This window comes from Sphingobacterium litopenaei (assembly GCF_014692495.1).
In the GTDB taxonomy this organism is placed as follows: domain Bacteria; phylum Bacteroidota; class Bacteroidia; order Sphingobacteriales; family Sphingobacteriaceae; genus Sphingobacterium; species Sphingobacterium litopenaei.
In genome coordinates, this window is sequence record NZ_JACOIJ010000010.1 from 1 (window position 1) to 15,580 (window position 15,580).

A 15,580-nucleotide genomic window follows, 5' to 3' on the forward strand; every position below is an offset into this window, starting at 1 on the left:
ATGCCGTGCAGGAACTCCGTATCAAATACCGTTGGGAAGTATTAGATGCAGAAAGCAAGAAGATAATAGAGTCGCGAAAGCGAGGAATCCCATATGAAGCAGAATTGTTGCCTAATGGTGATACGCTCAAACAGCTATTGGCTAGATCAAGACACCTATTGTTCAAGCATCCGAGCCGATGGTCCGAAAGCCAGAAACATCGTGCTGAATTGTTGTTCATGCGGTTTCCCAAGCTAAAACAGGCTTATGATCTTGGAATTGCCTTAGGGGACATCTTCAATAAATGCAAGGACAAAAAGGTAGCATTTACCAAACTAGGCCTGTGGCATAATCAGGTTGAGAATGCGGGCATTACTTCCTTTGAGAGCGTAGCACGATCTATTGCAGCGCATCATCAATACATCCTACACTACTTCGACAACAGAAGCACCAATGCTTCCGCAGAATCTTTCAATACAAAACTCAAAGCTTTCAGGAGTGTCTTTCGTGGCGTAAGGGATACAACATTCTTCCTATACAGAGTGATGAAATTGTATGCTTAAAAATCTTTACCCCCCAAACTTTCCGTATGATCCGATTTGAGTTCTTGTTGAGGCTATAAATGCAAAAAGCTCCATCTTTTGATGAAGCTTTTTCTGCGGAGAGTGAGGGATTCGAACCCCCGAACCTGTGACAGTTAACGGTTTTCAAGACCGCCGCATTCGACCACTCTGCCAACTCTCCGCCACAAAAGTAGAAATTCTAACTAGATCTACAAAACTTATTTTGCGACAATAGGCTTATGCCTTGAAAATGAGGTGAATTATTTTATTTTCTCCTAGAAAAATTCACTTTTTGAGGCTATTGAGCAAGAATTTCGCGGCAATGCTTACGGATATTATTTGCTATTTTATCTATTGGAAGATCGTCAGAGTCCAAACCAAAAGGTTCTTCAATGGATTCGCCTATCATTTCTATCGTTATTAGTACATAGAAAATAAACGGAACCGCCAACGTTACGAAATAACCCATAGAGAAAACATATCCTACAGGAAGAGTGATAGAATAAATGATAATAAATATCTTGATAAATGAACTGTAAGCAATGGGAATAGGCGTATTTTTGATGCGTTCACATGCTCCACAGACATTAGTCATCCCTGTGATATCTTCATGTAAGATTCGAAGCTGGTCGCCCGTAATTTTGTTTTCTGTATATAATGCATTCACCTTTTTAAATATTAGGGAAGCTACTTGATTAGGTCCATGCTTTTTGTCATCCAAATCAGCTAATTCAGGATGATCTTTTTCGTCCAACATAAATTTGGTGTAATCCGACCTCAAGAAGCTAAATAATGTCTCAGCAAAAAGCGGTATGGATTTTCGGAAGAAATTACGGTTGACTTTATCATCTACGGGCAGCATAGCATTTAGTTTTATACTCAAGGTACGGCTTATGTTCGTCAAAGCTCCCCATTGTTTGCGTGCTTCCCACCACCTGTCATACGCGGTATTGGTACGGAAAACCAAAATTAACGAAAGCACAAATCCCAGTAGATTATGTACGGTGGTGATATTTTTAACCCAACTTTTATCGGATAAATTGAGGTATTCGAGTTCGAGATAAGCTACGCCCCAAGAAAAGGCAGAAACAAGTAAAAGTATAGGGAAGATCTTTTTCGAATGATCAGATTTCAACAAATGTTTTATGGTATGAAACCAATCTTTCGGGTTATAAACTTTCATTAATTATAGTTGATATAGATTTTGAAATAACTTATTTTAGTCGCAATATGGCGAAATATCAGAAAAGGAGCAAGAAAAATGTTGTATCAGCTGCAGAGGAGAGAAGGCGGTATTTGATATGGAGCGTTGCTATACCATTTGCTGTAATAGTTTTGATTGCCATATGGAATTACCGGCATAGTGTTAAGTATTATTATCACGTACTTTTTGATAAGGAAATCAAGAAAGGAGATTCTGAAAAGAGTAAACATGATGCGCGTAATATATTATTGATGAATTCTCATTCGGATAAATCTTTTGGGATTGATATTAGTCAATATCAAGGGAAGATTTTGTGGGATTCTGTAAGTCTGATCAATGAAGAATTTCCTATAGATTTTGTTTTTGTAAGAGCCACGATGGGAGAGAAAGGGAAGGATAGTAAATTTGATCAAAATTGGTCTGCTGTACAGCGCATTAATAAACTGCGCGGTGCTTATCATTATTTTAGGCCAAATGAAAATTCCATCAAACAAGCTAATAATTTTATTAAAACAGTAAAATTAAAACCGGGCGATCTTCCACCTGTTCTAGATATTGAAGAGCGTCCGCGAAGGCAATCGATGGATAGTCTGCGTGTAGGTTTGAAAAGATGGTTGGATCGGGTAGAAGCGCATTACAAAGTCAAGCCTATTGTATATTCAGGAGATAGTTATTTTACTGATTTCTTAGAGAAAGAATTTAAAGATTACAAGCTTTGGATTGCTAATTATAATTTTTGGGTAGAGTCGCCTAAAGCACATTGGGATATTTGGCAATTTTCGGAAAAAGGCAGCGTTAAAGGAATTAAAGGTTTTGTGGATCTCAATATGTATCATTTGGATGTAGAAGACTTGGAAAAATTGAGTATCCCTTTTAATTAATAAAGAAAAGTTATGGCAAGTTTTAAAGAGTTGATTGAGAAAAATAATTTGGTTTTAGTGGATTTTTCAGCAGAATGGTGTGGACCTTGTCAGACATTAGCGCCCATTCTCAAAGAAGTGAAAGAACACTTTGGTGAAGGATTAAGTGTGATTAAAATTGATGTGGATAAGAACAATGCTTTGGCAAGAAGTTTTTCGGTGCAAGGTGTTCCGACTTTGATATTATATAAATCTGGTCAACAGGTGTGGCGGCAAAGCGGTCTATTAACCAGATCAGATCTAATATCGATTATTCAGCAATATGCTGCCTAATCGATATTATCCGTAATATCAGAATTTAGTGATTTGATTTTTGTCATCGCCACCTTGTCTATTCGGTTGCCATCCATGTCGATGACTTCCAAATGGTAACCTTTGTAGGTGATGGATTCTCCTTCGGCAGGGATATGATCCAAATAAAGGAATACCAGTCCTCCGACAGTCGTTATATTTGAAATTTCATCTTCGTCATCTTCGCTTAGGTGGATTTCAAATTTTTCGAAGAAATCATCAAGCTGACAACGTCCATCTATGATGTATGAGCCATCTTCGCGCAAACGAACCAATTTTGATTTACTTTCTTTCGCTTCTTCATCGAAAGTTCCAACTAGATTTCCGAGGATATCTTTTAATGTAATAATACCTTGAGGTGTTCCGTACTCATCAATTACAACAGCTTGTGTCACTCTGCTGCTTTTTAATATCTCCAACACAGAATATATTCCGCTGTTTTCATTCACAAATGGAATAGGCTGGATTAATTTTTCGATATCTGGATGATCATTCAATAAAAAGGCTTTCAATAAATCTTTCACCGAAATAATACCTTTCATATTATCAAAATGTCCGTCGCAGACTGGGTACTCTGTATGATTGGACTTAAGAATATATTTCCGCATCTCCTCAAAGGAATCCTGAATATCCAAGTATGTAATATCATTGCGGTGAACCATAATATTCAAAGCGCGCTTATCGCCAATAGTCAACAAGCGATCTACCAAATCATGTTCAAAGCCTTCAATAACGCCACTAGTCACTCCTTCATCGACTAAAGCTTTAATTTCTTCCTCTGTTACCGCATTGCTGGAAGTTTTGATATTTAATAATTTAACAATAAAATCAGTCGAAACAGATAATGACCAAACAAACGGCTTTACAATTTTGCTCAGGATGTCCATTGGTCTGGAGATGAGCGAAGCATATTTTTCTGGTATAGCCATCCCAATTCTTTTGGGCACCAGTTCGCCAATAACCAAGGACATATAGGTAATTATTAATACAACTATACCTACGGAAAGCGTGTCGCTATATGGAGCTAATGAAGGAATCGATTTCAGGTGTTCAGCGATGTAAGTTGAAATAGAGCCCCCAGAGAAAAAACCAGTTAAAATACCAATTAAGGTAATACCTATTTGAACGGTAGATAAGAATTGATTGGGGTCATCTTTAAGTTTTAAGGCTCTTTTTGCGCCCGCATTTTCATCACTTATGGATTGTAATCGTGCTTTTCTACTGGATACTATGGCGATTTCGGAGGCGGACAAAATACCATTAAGTACCATAAGCACCAAAATGACGACTATTTCTGTTATCATATATTAAATAAAAATCTTCATTACGAATATAATAAATTAAATCAGGATAAATGATTCCATTCTGAAAGAAAATGGTGCAAACGTTTGATATAAAAAAAAGCTTTATTTAATACAATGAATTATTGATATTGGTCATTATTTTGAAAATCAAGTGCATGAATTTAACCAATGACGTTTATTTTGAGCTCAAAAATGTAGTTTCTCAATTTGATATTTCTGGCGAAATCGTAAGTATCGAAAAATTTGGTTCCGGCCATATTAACGATACATTTCGAGTGCGCATAGATAATGCCGATACTTCCTATTTATTGCAAAAGATTAACCACCATATATTTCCTAATATTGATGGATTGATGCAAAATATTCAATTGGTCACCGATCATTTGAAAAATGTGATGGCAGGTAGTGTGGAGGATGTAACAAAACATACTTTGACGATTATTCCTTGCAAGGACAGCAAGCTTTACCACAAAGACCAGGATGGTCAATATTGGAGAGTATTTATATTGTTAGACAATGTTAAAAGCTACGATATCGTAGAAACTTATCAGCAAGCTTACTCTGGTGGGCGAGCTTTTGGACAATTTCAAAAACAATTATCTACGCTAGATGCGCGTAAAATTGTAGAGGTATTGCCAAATTTCCACAATATTGATTTTAGATTGAATAATCTTAAAAATGCGATTCGTGAAAATAAAGCTAATCGACTAGATGAGGTAAAAGATATATTAGACTATATCAACTCGCGTGAAAATCGCATGCGTACCGTTTTGCACATGGCCGAAAATGGTGAATTGCCTTTACGTATTACGCACAATGATACCAAATTCAATAATGTATTATTGGATGAGAATGATAATGTACAATGTGTGATTGACCTGGATACGGTAATGCCAGGTTATGTAGCTTATGATTTTGGTGATGCAATACGCACGATTATCAATTCAGCCGCTGAGGATGAAAAAGACCTATCTAAAATAGTTTTAAATATTCCATTGTTTCAAGCTTATACAGAAGGTTATTTGGCAGAAGCCGCTGAATTTTTAACCGAAGAGGAAATAGAATCTTTATTTTATGGGGTGTTATTATTGCCTTATATGCAGGCAGTTCGTTTCTTGACTGATTATATAGATGGTGATTTATACTACAAAATTCATTATCTTGACCACAATTTAGTACGTACTCGTGCTCAAATAAAGCTCGTTCAGGAATTGGAGCAACACGAAACGGTACTGAAGGATATTTTGAAAAATACACTATCTATCAATTAGTAAATGAGTTCATTAGAAGTACCTAAAATTCACATTCCCTCCATTACGATGGAATCCTTAAAATTTGTTTTCAAGGAATTGGAATGGCATGCTATCGATCAGGCTCCATGGGCTAACGAATATCCATATCAACCTGATGTGAAGTTTCAGATTGCTTACGATAAAGAGCATATATTTATACATTACGATGTGAAAGAAGAGTTTGTGAAAGCTTCTTACATTCGACCAAATGAAAATGTATGGGAAGATAGCTGTGTGGAATTTTTTCTTTCCTTAGATGGTAAAGAGACCTACTACAATTTTGAATTCAACGCATTGGGTACAGGTTTGATAGGATACGGATCGGCAGTAAAGTCAGAAAGAACACGTTTATCTGCAGCGCAAATAGAATTAGTGGATACGTACATTCAAGTGAAAAATATTAAAGGTAGTAAAGAGTGGGAGAGTTATTTGGTGATTCCAACCTCACTTTTTAATGCAGTTTCGTTGGAAGGTCAGACGTATCATGCAAACTTTTATAAATGTGGGGATGGTCTTCCGCAACCACACTTCTTAGCCTGGAGTACTATCGATTTACCCAAACCAAACTTTCACCAACCCCAATTTTTTGGCGAGATAAATTTCATATAGAAAACCATAAAATAAGAAAAGGCGAATCGTAAGATTCGCCTTTTCTTATTTTATAGTGGAAACTTTATGCTTATCAACTTTTTTAATCCAGTAAATTATATAAACTGTTCCTAAAACTGTTGGCGCCATCCAGTAAATGGTTTCATTAAAGTGTAACCCCGCGACAAGGAAAGCGGTAAAGGAAGCAATTAATGCACCTACCATTCGACCAATATGGCTTTTCAGATAGGCTATGTTTTTCGTAGTTAATCTTTTGAAATTCTTAAAATCATTTACGCTCATAAATAAGCCAAATCCCGCAAAGAATACATACAATATAGAACCTTCTATTTTCTGTAGGATTCCCAATACACCCAATCCAAGCATGATGATACTGATGAATAACATTGACCCCGAGATGATTTTGTCCAATGTATCTGCGGCGGATTTCTCTTTGCTTTTAAATGTGAGCGCACGATTACCTGCTAAAATCATATAGATAGTGAATAAGCCAATTAGAAATAAAAAGGTGTTTTCGTGATTCGGCAACCGCGCAATTATCAACGAAATAAGAGAACTGCTGATCATAGCTGCACTGAATATTTTACCAGATTTTTTGTGTGAAGTATTTCTCTTTCGAAAATATACGCTTGAAAGTCCAGATAACAGTCCTAATCCCCCTAAAAAAGCGTGGATATAAATTAATGTTTTTATAAATGTTTCCATTAGTAAAGGTGTGTAAGTGTGATTATGACGTAATAATTGGCGTGCAAGCTACATTATTTTTACTTAATAGATCACAAATAAAATCAAAAATCGAATGACAAAATTTGATTTTATAAACTTCTTTTATAAAACCTCTTTTTCTTACTTTTTTTGTCCAATAAGTAATGATGATAATACCAATAAAAGTAGGAGTAATCCAAAAGATTATATCATTTCGTTGTAACCCTGTTACTAGAAATGCCGTAAAAGCTGCTATTAAAGCTCCTATCATGCGACCAATGTGACTTTTCAACCAAGCAATTTTTTGGAATCTGTAAAATTTGTAATTTCTAAAATCATTTATTCCCAAGAATAAGCCTATCGCTCCAAAGAATAAGAAAAATATAGCATCTTCGTGTTCAGCTATCCATTTGAAAGTCGCGACAATTAGCATTATTAGCGCAATAAGAAACATACTTCCAGAGATAACTTTATCGGTGGTATTAGCCGACAATTTATTAGAATCTCTAAATGATAAAGCGCGATTTCCAGATTATATCAAATAAATGGTAAAGAGTCCGATTAAAAAAAGAAAAGTATTTTGATGATTGGGGAGTATGGCAATGACTAAAGATAGTCCTGAACTAATCAGCATAGAAAAGGAAAATATTTGACCGGAGTTTCGGTGTTTTGTTCTTTCTTTTCTAACATATAGACTTGCTACACCCGATAGCAATCCTAATCCACCAAAGAAGGCATGGATATAGATTAATATTTTAATTAAAAATTCCATTCTAGGGTTAGTGTGATTTAAGTCAATTTACGATTATAACTTTACCCTATCAAGAAGTTTTTGAGTATTTACTTAAAAAAGTTGTTAAAAAGTAAGAGCGAATCAATCGATTCGCTCTTACTTATTTTATTTTTTTAAATGTGGTATAACTTTCTATAATATAAACTTTTAGATCTTCAGGGCTGGAGTTTTCAATGAACTCTACCGTAGGTCTAAATCGTTCTCGAAATAAGGCTATATCGGCATCATTTAATGGTAGCAATGATCCAATTAGATGCTTGGTAAATTTGCGATCGATCTTTCTGGCTTGAAATTCTTCGTAGAGTATATCAACGCTTCGACGCGCATTTTTTGCTTCACGCCCTAAAAGGCGAGACGGTGATATTTTTACTCCACCTTGATTTCTGGGAACTTCTACAATTTTTCCTGCATTCTTTGCCTTTTCTAGTTCTTGTGCGAGCACATTGTCCGTCATTCTCTTGACTAAAACCTCGTCAATATGAAGGATGTTTTCGTCTTTATTCAAATAAATTCGACGAACCGCTTCGTCATAATAGAAGATAGTATCTGTATTATAGCCTAAAATTTGAACGCCCAAATAATCATTTACTTCGCCCGCAATTTTGAAAGAGCCGTCTCGGTTGGAATTGGCAATTTCATTGGTACGTAGGTTTTTTATTTCTACATTATTCAAGGGTTGGCTGCTAACTAAATCGTAGATAAAGCCATTAATGTGCTGCGCTTGAGCAAAGCTCGATATCGCAGTAAGAACTGTTATAATAATATATTTAATCATTTATTTGGCTCTCCAAGTATTGTTTTCTGGATTAATGTCGGGATAAACATTACGTGGATCTAATCTTACAGAAGTAAGTTTTTCTGTAGTATTCAACTTGAATGTCCAGACTTTATTCCTTTCCCAGATTTCTACAGGAAGTTTAGTCGTTACTTTCTGTCCACTTTCTGTAGTAGCTTCCACTTCAATTGGCATTGGAAGTTTACCTAAATTTTGTACGGTAACCAATGCGCCTTTCTTTTCATCCAACTCTATATAACGAACCTCTGAAATGCCTTGATCCATTTGCCAGTTATTTTGGAACATTCCTCTCCAAAACCAATTTAAATTTTCGCCTGTTTCATTTTCGATAGTACGGAAAAAGTCCGTTGGAGTGGGGTGTTTGTAAGCCCAATATTCTATGTATTTGCGGAAAGCAACATCGAAACGCTCAGGACCTATAATTTCTTCGCGCAATAATCGCAAGGCATATGCTGGTTTGTAATACGCTAATATACCTATGTTTCTTTCTCTCATCGTTTGAGGAGAATTCATCACAGGTTCTAATGAAGGATTGAATGTGGCTTGAGTTAAACTATTCTTACTTCCGAAAGATCTGTTGTATTCGCCTTTATTAAAATGCGCTGTAGAAATCTCATTGATAAACGTATTAAAGCCTTCATCCATCCACGCGTGTAATCTTTCGTTGCTACCCACAATCATCGGAAACCAGTTGTGACCAAATTCATGATCTGTTACGCCCCATAAGTCTCCGCCTTTAGCTTTATAACCACAGAAAGATAATCCTGGATACTCCATACCGCCAACATTAGAAGCGACATTTACGGCAACAGGATAAGGGTATTCAAACCATTTGGTGGAATAATGCTCAATAGAAGCTTTTGTGTATTCTGTAGAGCGTTCCCATCCATTTTTGCCATTGCTTTCTTCTGGATATAGGGAAAGTGCTAAACTTGTTTTTCCGGAAGGAAGATTAATCTTTGCACCATCTACGATGAATGATGTAGAAGCAGTCCAAGCTACGTCATGCGCATTTTCTAAACGATACTTCCATGTAAGTTCCTTTTTATTCGGTCGAGAATTCTTATCTGTTACTTCTGCTAATGAACGAATCATGACTGTTTTGTCTGATTTTTTCGCTTCATTATAGCGGGATAGTTGCGTAGCAGTCCATACTTCTGCAGGATTCAATAACTCACCACCTAATGCCACAATATGATTAGCAGGCGCAGTAATTTCTACATTAAAATCACCAAATTCTAAATAAAATTCACCTGGTCCAGTATACGGATGCGTATTCCAACCTAAAACATCATCGAATACCGCTACACGTGGATACCATTGTGCGATAGCATATATCTTCCCGTTTTTTGTTGGTAAAATACCTGTTCTGTCCGCGCCATATTCTGGAATAGAAAATTCAAAATCCATAGCAAAGGTGATTTTACCACCTTTAGCTTCTAAAGATTTCGGTAAATTAATACGCATTCTCGTATCGGTAATTACATAATCCGTAGTTGTTGCATTATTGATTTTGACATTTGATAATTTATAACCACCGTCAAAAGTGCTACTGGCACTTCCGTAACGGCTTTCTGTCAAAGGAATAGTCGCTTGTCCACGTGACTGGGAATTAAAAAGATTTTGATCTAACTGAAACCAGACAAAGTCCAAAGCTTCTGGACTATTATTGGTATACGTTATTGTTAAAGAACCTTTTATTTTATCTTGTTTATCATTCAAAGTAGCTTTGATGTCGTAGCTGGCAGCATTCTGCCAATATTGTGGGCCGGGTTTTCCGCTTGCAGAACGATATTCTGTTCCATTAGAAGTATAAAAATTAGGACCAAAAGCTTCGCTATAATTGTAATCGCTTTTCGGTTGTTGTGCTACTAAAGTTTGCGAAGATAATAATGCAAGACTTAGTAAAAGGCAGTTAGATATATTCTTTATCATAAATTAGATAATTTTTGTTTATAGGTTTCTTCATCAAATCCCAATATGATATCATTTTCCAATTCGATAACTGGACGTTTAATCATACTGTTGTTACTTAATAAAACTTCACGGGCAGATTTTTCATCTACTACAGCAGCTTGCTGTTCTGCAGAAAGCTTTTTCCAAGTAGTTCCTTTTTTATTTACTAAATTTTCCCAAGACGTTAGCTTTTGCCATTCCATTAGTTTTGAATCTTGAGCGGGTTCTTTTTTATAATCGTGGAAAGTATAAGCGATCTGGTTTTCATTCAGCCAATCCAAAGCTTTTTTTACTGTGTTACAATTCTTGATTCCGTAGACGTTTAACATATTTATTCGTTTTAGCTCTTAATATATTACTATAAAAGTAAGTATTATTTCAATTCTTAGGTTGTTAAAAATAGGTAAACTTATATCATTTATATTGAAAAATCTCGAGATATGGTTTTCATAGGTTTAGTCATATTCAATAATTTTAGATGGCTATATGTTTCTATTTCATAATGTTAGAAAGAAGAAGGATTAGGATAATTTTATAAAAAATTCATTTTCATAGTGTATTTTTTACACTATTATTTTTTTTAATGATAAATTAATTATATTTTTATAACTTCATTAAAAATAATACAAAAATGAGCCTAAAAGATTATAAAGGTGTTTTGACAGGTGATCAAGTTCAAGAGTTATTTGAAATTGCTAAAAAACACAAATTTGCTTTACCTGCTGTAAACGTAATAGGTACTAACTCTATTAATGCAGTTCTAGAAACAGCAAAAGCTGTTAACTCTCCAGTTATCGTGCAATTGTCTAATGGTGGTGCACAATTTTATGCTGGTAAAACATTAAATAACGATGGATTAAAAGCATGTATCTTGGGTGCTGTTTCAGCTGCTCAACATGTTCATTTATTAGCTGAGCATTATGGTGTTGCAGTAATCTTGCATACGGATCACGCTGCTAAAAAATTACTTCCTTGGATCGATGGTTTATTAGATGCTGGTGAAAAATTCTTTGCACAAAACGGTAAGCCTTTATTCTCTTCGCACATGTTGGATTTATCAGAAGAGCCTATCGAAGAAAATATCGAAATCTCTGCTAAATACTTAGCTCGTATGAAACCACTAGGTATGACTGTAGAAATCGAATTGGGTGTGACTGGTGGTGAAGAAGACGGTGTAGACAACTCAGATGTTGATAGCTCTAAATTATACACTCAACCTGAAGAAGTAGCGTACGCTTATGAAGAATTATCTAAAGTATCTGATAAATTCACAGTAGCTGCTGCTTTTGGTAACGTACATGGTGTATACAAACCAGGTAACGTGAAATTACAACCAGTTATCTTACACAACTCTCAAGAGTACATTCGTGAGAAATTTAATTTAGAAGCTGAAAAACCAGTAAACTTCGTATTCCACGGTGGTTCGGGTTCTTCTCCAGAAGAAATCGCTGAAGCTATCTCTTACGGCGCTATCAAAATGAACATCGATACAGATATGCAATGGGCTATGTGGGATGGTGTTCGTGCTTACGAAGCTAAAAACCACGATTACTTACAAAGTCAAATTGGTAATCCTGAAGGTGAAGATTCACCTAACAAAAAATACTACGATCCTCGTGTATGGTTACGCAAAGGAGAGGAAGCTTTCGTTGAGCGCTTAAAACAAGCTTTCGCGGAATTGAATGCTATTGACGTAAACAGTAAATTGTAATACCAAACATTATATATAGTTGAGGGTTATTGATTGAACATCGATAACCCTTTTCTTTTGCTGTAAAAAACTCTTTGTACAGCTCATTTTAGTGCATATTTCTTGATATAAATACAGTATATTTGCTTTTTAATTTGAAGGCATAAAACCTGTATGAAGCATATACGTAATTTTTGTATTATAGCACACATTGACCACGGTAAAAGTACCTTGGCGGATAGATTATTAGAATACACCAACACAATTTCGCAAAGAGAAGCACAAGCTCAACTTTTGGATAATATGGATTTGGAACGTGAGCGTGGTATCACCATCAAATCGCACGCTATTCAAATGGATTATATTCAAGATGGTGAAAAATATACTTTGAATTTGATCGATACGCCAGGACACGTGGATTTCTCTTATGAAGTATCTCGTTCAATCGCGGCGTGTGAAGGTGCATTATTAATCGTGGATGCTTCGCAAGGTATTCAGGCGCAAACTATTTCGAACCTTTATTTGGCAATGGAGCATGATTTAGAAATCATTCCTATCCTAAATAAAATGGACTTGCCTGGAGCAATGCCAGAAGAAGTGAAAGACCAAATCATTGATTTGATTGGTGGTAAACGTGAAGATATTATCCCAGCATCTGGTAAAACAGGTTTGGGGATTCCTGATATTTTAAGAGCGATTGTAGAGCGTGTACCTGCACCAGTTGGTGATCCAAATGCGCCATTGCAAGCTTTGATTTTTGACTCGGTGTTCAACTCGTTTCGCGGTATCATGGCGTATTTCAAAGTAGAAAATGGCGAGATTCGTAAAGGTGATAGGGTAAAATTCGTTGCTACGGGCAAAGAATATTTTGCGGATGAAGTAGGAACATTGAAATTAAATCAAGTACCGAAAGAAGTAATCAAAACAGGTGACGTAGGTTATATCATCTCCGGTATCAAAGAAGCACGGGAAGTAAAAGTAGGAGATACAATCACTACAAAAGATAACCCGTGTAAAGAAGCTATCCAAGGTTTTGAAGAGGTAAAACCAATGGTATTTGCCGGTATTTATCCAGTAGATACTGAAGACTTCGAAGAATTGCGTGAGTCTATGCACCGTTTGCAATTGAATGATGCTTCGTTGGTTTTCGAACCCGAATCTTCTGCGGCTTTAGGTTTTGGTTTCCGTTGTGGTTTCTTGGGCATGCTGCATATGGAGATTATCCAAGAGCGTTTGGAGCGTGAGTTCAATATGACTGTAATCACCACAGTTCCCAACGTTTCTTACAAAGCATATTTGACAAAAGATAACGAAGAAATCATTGTTCACAACCCTTCGGATTTACCAGATCCTAGTAAATTGGATTCTATCGAAGAACCATATATTAAAGCAAACATCATTACAAAAGCGGATTTCGTTGGTCCTGTAATGTCTCTTTGTATCCAAAAACGTGGTACTATTATTAATCAATCATACTTAACTTCGGATCGTGTGGAATTGGTGTTCGAGATGCCGATGGGTGAAATTGTATTCGATTTCTATGATAAGTTGAAAACCATTTCTAAAGGTTATGCATCTTTTGATTACCACCAGATTGGATACAGGCAATCGGATTTGGTGAAATTAGATATTCGTTTGAACGATGAGCCAGTAGATGCATTGTCATCCTTGATTCACCGTAGTAATGCGTACGATTTTGGTAAAAAAATCTGTGAAAAATTAAAAGAACTTTTACCTCGTCAACAATTCGAAATTCGTATACAAGCTTCTATTGGTGCGAAAATTATCGCGCGTGAAACTATTTCAGCTTTACGTAAAGATGTAACGGCTAAATGTTATGGTGGTGATATTTCGCGTAAGCGTAAATTGTTGGAGAAACAGAAAAAAGGTAAAAAACGTATGCGTCAAGTCGGTAACGTAGAGATTCCTCAATCGGCGTTTATGGCGGTGTTGAAATTAGATTAATTTGTAGATCAACCTATAAAAATATATAAGCATGAGATTATTAGACGGTAAAGAAGTATCCGCTAAGATTAAAGAAGATATTAAGAAAGAAGCTGCAGAATTTACGGCTAAAGCTGGTCGTAAGCCTCATTTGGTTGCTATTTTAGTAGGTAATGACGGTGGCAGCGAAACATATGTAGCAAGTAAAATGCGTAACTGTGAATTGGTAGGTTTTGAATCTACTAATATTCGTTACGGCGTTGATATTACAGAAGAAGAATTAATCGCAAAAATTCAAGAAATCAATCAAGATGATACCATTGATGGATTAATTGTTCAATTGCCATTACCAAAACATATTGATCCTGATAAGATTACCGAAGCTATTGATTATCGCAAGGATGTTGATGGTTTCCACCCAATCAACTTGGGTCGTATGCAACGTAATTTGCCATGTTTTATTCCTGCGACACCTTATGGAATTATGATGATGTTGGAGCATTATGGTATTGATACATCTGGTAAACATGCTGTAGTCGTTGGTCGTAGTAATATAGTGGGCTCGCCGATGAGTATTTTATTGGCACGCAATAGCAATCCAGGTAACTGTACCGTGACTTTAACACATAGCCGTACTGCAGATTTGAAAACTGAAGTATTGCGTGGAGACATCGTTGTAGCTGCTATCGGTAAAAAGAACTTCGTTACTGCTGATATGGTAAAAGATGGTGCTATCGTCATTGACGTAGGTATCAATAGAGAAAACTCTACAGAAACAAAATCAGGTTTCAAATTATACGGTGACGTTGACTTTGAAGAAGTTTCTAAAAAAGCATCTTGGATTACTCCGGTACCAGGAGGTGTAGGTTTGATGACTATTGTTGGTCTATTAAAGAACACTTTGGAAGCCGCAAAAGGTACTATCTACACGAAATAGTTAAAGTTTCTTTGGCATAAGAATTGTAAAACAATAACAGTTAATAAATTTTTAAACTTAAATAGTATGAAAAAAATTGCATTATTAGCTGTTGCAACAGCAGCTTTAACATTTACTGCGTGTAATAATAATCCGTCAAAAGATAGAAATAATGACGGCGAAGTTTCAGTAGGAGAGCATGTGGATCACACACATGATCACTTGAACGATGCAGCACATGATGCGTATCATAAAGCAGAAGAAGACTATAATCAAGCTAAAGCTGATCTGGATGCTGCAATTGAAAGAGGAGATAAAGAAGCTGAAGCTGCAGCTCGTAAAACTTTAGCTGATGCAGAAACTGTTTGGGAAAAGGCAAAAGCAGATATGCAACATGCTGCTGACAAAGCAAAAGATGGTATTAATGATGCTGTAGATGCAACTGAGGATGCCGCTGAAAAAACAGGTGATAAAATCGAAAGCGGAGCTAAGAAAGTAGGAGATGCTGCAAAGGATGCTGCTGACAAAACTGAAGCAGCCGCTAAGGATGCAGCAGATAAGACTAAGAAAAAAGCTAACGAACTAAAAGAAGCTTTAAAATAATCTATAATTAAAGTA

At 36.0% G+C, this 15,580-nt stretch carries 16 protein-coding genes and 1 tRNA gene; 9 read left to right on the forward strand and 8 right to left on the reverse strand.

Translation table 11 applies throughout. The annotated features are described in order from the left end of the window. Positions 1-542: ISAon1 family transposase (locus tag H8B04_RS06985; protein ID WP_190301879.1), on the forward strand; the 542-nt coding region annotated here is incomplete at its 5' end. Positions 543-638: 96 nt separating this feature from the next. Here the strand turns inward: H8B04_RS06985 and H8B04_RS06990 are convergent. Further along, a tRNA-Ser gene (locus H8B04_RS06990) sits at positions 639-723 on the reverse strand. A gap of 117 nt (positions 724-840) precedes the next feature. Then, the gene (locus H8B04_RS06995) at positions 841-1,725 is read right to left on the reverse strand and encodes a bestrophin family protein (protein ID WP_165289832.1); all 885 of its coding nucleotides are present in this window, start codon (positions 1,723-1,725) and stop codon (positions 841-843) included. A gap of 47 nt (positions 1,726-1,772) precedes the next feature. Between H8B04_RS06995 and H8B04_RS07000 the strand changes: the two genes are divergently transcribed. Both H8B04_RS07000 and trxA read left to right on the forward strand, forming a co-directional pair. Further along, entirely contained in the window at positions 1,773-2,627 is an 855-nt protein-coding gene (locus tag H8B04_RS07000) for a glycoside hydrolase family 25 protein (protein ID WP_165289831.1), read from the forward strand. Positions 2,628-2,639: 12 nt separating this feature from the next. Then, positions 2,640-2,939: a thioredoxin gene (gene trxA, locus H8B04_RS07005; protein ID WP_165289830.1), complete on the forward strand. Its 300-nt coding sequence runs from the start codon at positions 2,640-2,642 to the stop codon at positions 2,937-2,939. Here the strand turns inward: trxA and H8B04_RS07010 are convergent. After that, on the reverse strand, positions 2,936-4,261 hold the full coding sequence (locus H8B04_RS07010; protein ID WP_165289829.1) for a hemolysin family protein: 1,326 nt from the start codon (positions 4,259-4,261) through the stop codon (positions 2,936-2,938). The two genes, trxA and H8B04_RS07010, sit on opposite strands and share 4 nt — an antisense overlap. Before the next feature lie 155 nt (positions 4,262-4,416). On the opposite strand from H8B04_RS07010, the gene H8B04_RS07015 reads away from it, so the two are divergent. After that, on the forward strand, positions 4,417-5,532 hold the full coding sequence (locus H8B04_RS07015) for a phosphotransferase enzyme family protein (protein ID WP_190301880.1): 1,116 nt from the start codon (positions 4,417-4,419) through the stop codon (positions 5,530-5,532). A 3-nt stretch (positions 5,533-5,535) separates the two neighbouring features. Further along, complete coding sequence (locus tag H8B04_RS07020) at positions 5,536-6,162, forward strand: carbohydrate-binding family 9-like protein (RefSeq protein WP_165289827.1); 627 nt, start codon at positions 5,536-5,538, stop codon at positions 6,160-6,162. Positions 6,163-6,207: 45 nt separating this feature from the next. Here the strand turns inward: H8B04_RS07020 and H8B04_RS07025 are convergent, their stop codons facing one another. From H8B04_RS07025 to H8B04_RS07045, 5 genes are all read right to left on the reverse strand, one after another. After that, entirely contained in the window at positions 6,208-6,867 is a 660-nt protein-coding gene (locus H8B04_RS07025; RefSeq protein ID WP_190301881.1) for a hypothetical protein, read from the reverse strand. A gap of 22 nt (positions 6,868-6,889) precedes the next feature. Then, positions 6,890-7,321: a hypothetical protein gene (locus tag H8B04_RS07030; RefSeq protein ID WP_190301882.1), complete on the reverse strand. Its 432-nt coding sequence runs from the start codon at positions 7,319-7,321 to the stop codon at positions 6,890-6,892. Between the two features lie 439 nt (positions 7,322-7,760). After that, positions 7,761-8,435, reverse strand: a complete 675-nt coding sequence (locus tag H8B04_RS07035; protein ID WP_190301883.1) for a hypothetical protein — start codon at positions 8,433-8,435, stop codon at positions 7,761-7,763. Next, positions 8,436-10,391: a M1 family metallopeptidase gene (locus H8B04_RS07040; protein WP_190301885.1), complete on the reverse strand. Its 1,956-nt coding sequence runs from the start codon at positions 10,389-10,391 to the stop codon at positions 8,436-8,438. Then, positions 10,388-10,741: a Spx/MgsR family RNA polymerase-binding regulatory protein gene (locus H8B04_RS07045; protein WP_165289823.1), complete on the reverse strand. Its 354-nt coding sequence runs from the start codon at positions 10,739-10,741 to the stop codon at positions 10,388-10,390. The genes H8B04_RS07040 and H8B04_RS07045 overlap by 4 nt, the downstream gene beginning before the upstream one ends. A 302-nt stretch (positions 10,742-11,043) precedes the next feature. On the opposite strand from H8B04_RS07045, the gene fbaA reads away from it, so the two are divergent. The 4 genes from fbaA (at position 11,044) to H8B04_RS07065 (ending at position 15,565) form a co-directional block, all read left to right on the forward strand. Next, complete coding sequence (gene fbaA / locus H8B04_RS07050; protein WP_165289822.1) at positions 11,044-12,123, forward strand: class II fructose-bisphosphate aldolase; 1,080 nt, start codon at positions 11,044-11,046, stop codon at positions 12,121-12,123. Positions 12,124-12,276: 153 nt separating this feature from the next. Further along, complete coding sequence (lepA, locus tag H8B04_RS07055; RefSeq protein WP_165289821.1) at positions 12,277-14,067, forward strand: translation elongation factor 4; 1,791 nt, start codon at positions 12,277-12,279, stop codon at positions 14,065-14,067. A gap of 31 nt (positions 14,068-14,098) precedes the next feature. Next, positions 14,099-14,983, forward strand: a complete 885-nt coding sequence (locus tag H8B04_RS07060) for a bifunctional 5,10-methylenetetrahydrofolate dehydrogenase/5,10-methenyltetrahydrofolate cyclohydrolase (RefSeq protein WP_190301887.1) — start codon at positions 14,099-14,101, stop codon at positions 14,981-14,983. Between the two features lie 66 nt (positions 14,984-15,049). Beyond that, a complete protein-coding gene (locus H8B04_RS07065) occupies positions 15,050-15,565 on the forward strand; it encodes a hypothetical protein (protein WP_190301889.1) in 516 nt (171 codons plus the stop codon). Positions 15,566-15,580 lie beyond the last annotated feature (15 nt).

Excerpts from the sequence above, each read along its gene's own strand:
- H8B04_RS06995 (WP_165289832.1), bottom strand. The coding sequence starts at position 1,725 with ATGAAAGTTTATAACCCGAAAGATTGGTTTCATACCATAAAACATTTG.
- H8B04_RS07000 (WP_165289831.1), top strand. The coding sequence starts at position 1,773 with ATGGCGAAATATCAGAAAAGGAGCAAGAAAAATGTTGTATCAGCTGCA.
- trxA (WP_165289830.1), top strand. The coding sequence starts at position 2,640 with ATGGCAAGTTTTAAAGAGTTGATTGAGAAAAATAATTTGGTTTTAGTG.
- H8B04_RS07010 (WP_165289829.1), bottom strand. The coding sequence starts at position 4,261 with ATGATAACAGAAATAGTCGTCATTTTGGTGCTTATGGTACTTAATGGT.
- H8B04_RS07015 (WP_190301880.1), top strand. The coding sequence starts at position 4,417 with ATGAATTTAACCAATGACGTTTATTTTGAGCTCAAAAATGTAGTTTCT.
- H8B04_RS07020 (WP_165289827.1), top strand. The coding sequence starts at position 5,536 with ATGAGTTCATTAGAAGTACCTAAAATTCACATTCCCTCCATTACGATG.
- H8B04_RS07025 (WP_190301881.1), bottom strand. The coding sequence starts at position 6,867 with ATGGAAACATTTATAAAAACATTAATTTATATCCACGCTTTTTTAGGG.
- H8B04_RS07030 (WP_190301882.1), bottom strand. The coding sequence starts at position 7,321 with ATGTTTCTTATTGCGCTAATAATGCTAATTGTCGCGACTTTCAAATGG.
- H8B04_RS07035 (WP_190301883.1), bottom strand. The coding sequence starts at position 8,435 with ATGATTAAATATATTATTATAACAGTTCTTACTGCGATATCGAGCTTT.
- H8B04_RS07040 (WP_190301885.1), bottom strand. The coding sequence starts at position 10,391 with ATGATAAAGAATATATCTAACTGCCTTTTACTAAGTCTTGCATTATTA.
- H8B04_RS07045 (WP_165289823.1), bottom strand. The coding sequence starts at position 10,741 with ATGTTAAACGTCTACGGAATCAAGAATTGTAACACAGTAAAAAAAGCT.
- fbaA (WP_165289822.1), top strand. The coding sequence starts at position 11,044 with ATGAGCCTAAAAGATTATAAAGGTGTTTTGACAGGTGATCAAGTTCAA.
- lepA (WP_165289821.1), top strand. The coding sequence starts at position 12,277 with ATGAAGCATATACGTAATTTTTGTATTATAGCACACATTGACCACGGT.
- H8B04_RS07060 (WP_190301887.1), top strand. The coding sequence starts at position 14,099 with ATGAGATTATTAGACGGTAAAGAAGTATCCGCTAAGATTAAAGAAGAT.
- H8B04_RS07065 (WP_190301889.1), top strand. The coding sequence starts at position 15,050 with ATGAAAAAAATTGCATTATTAGCTGTTGCAACAGCAGCTTTAACATTT.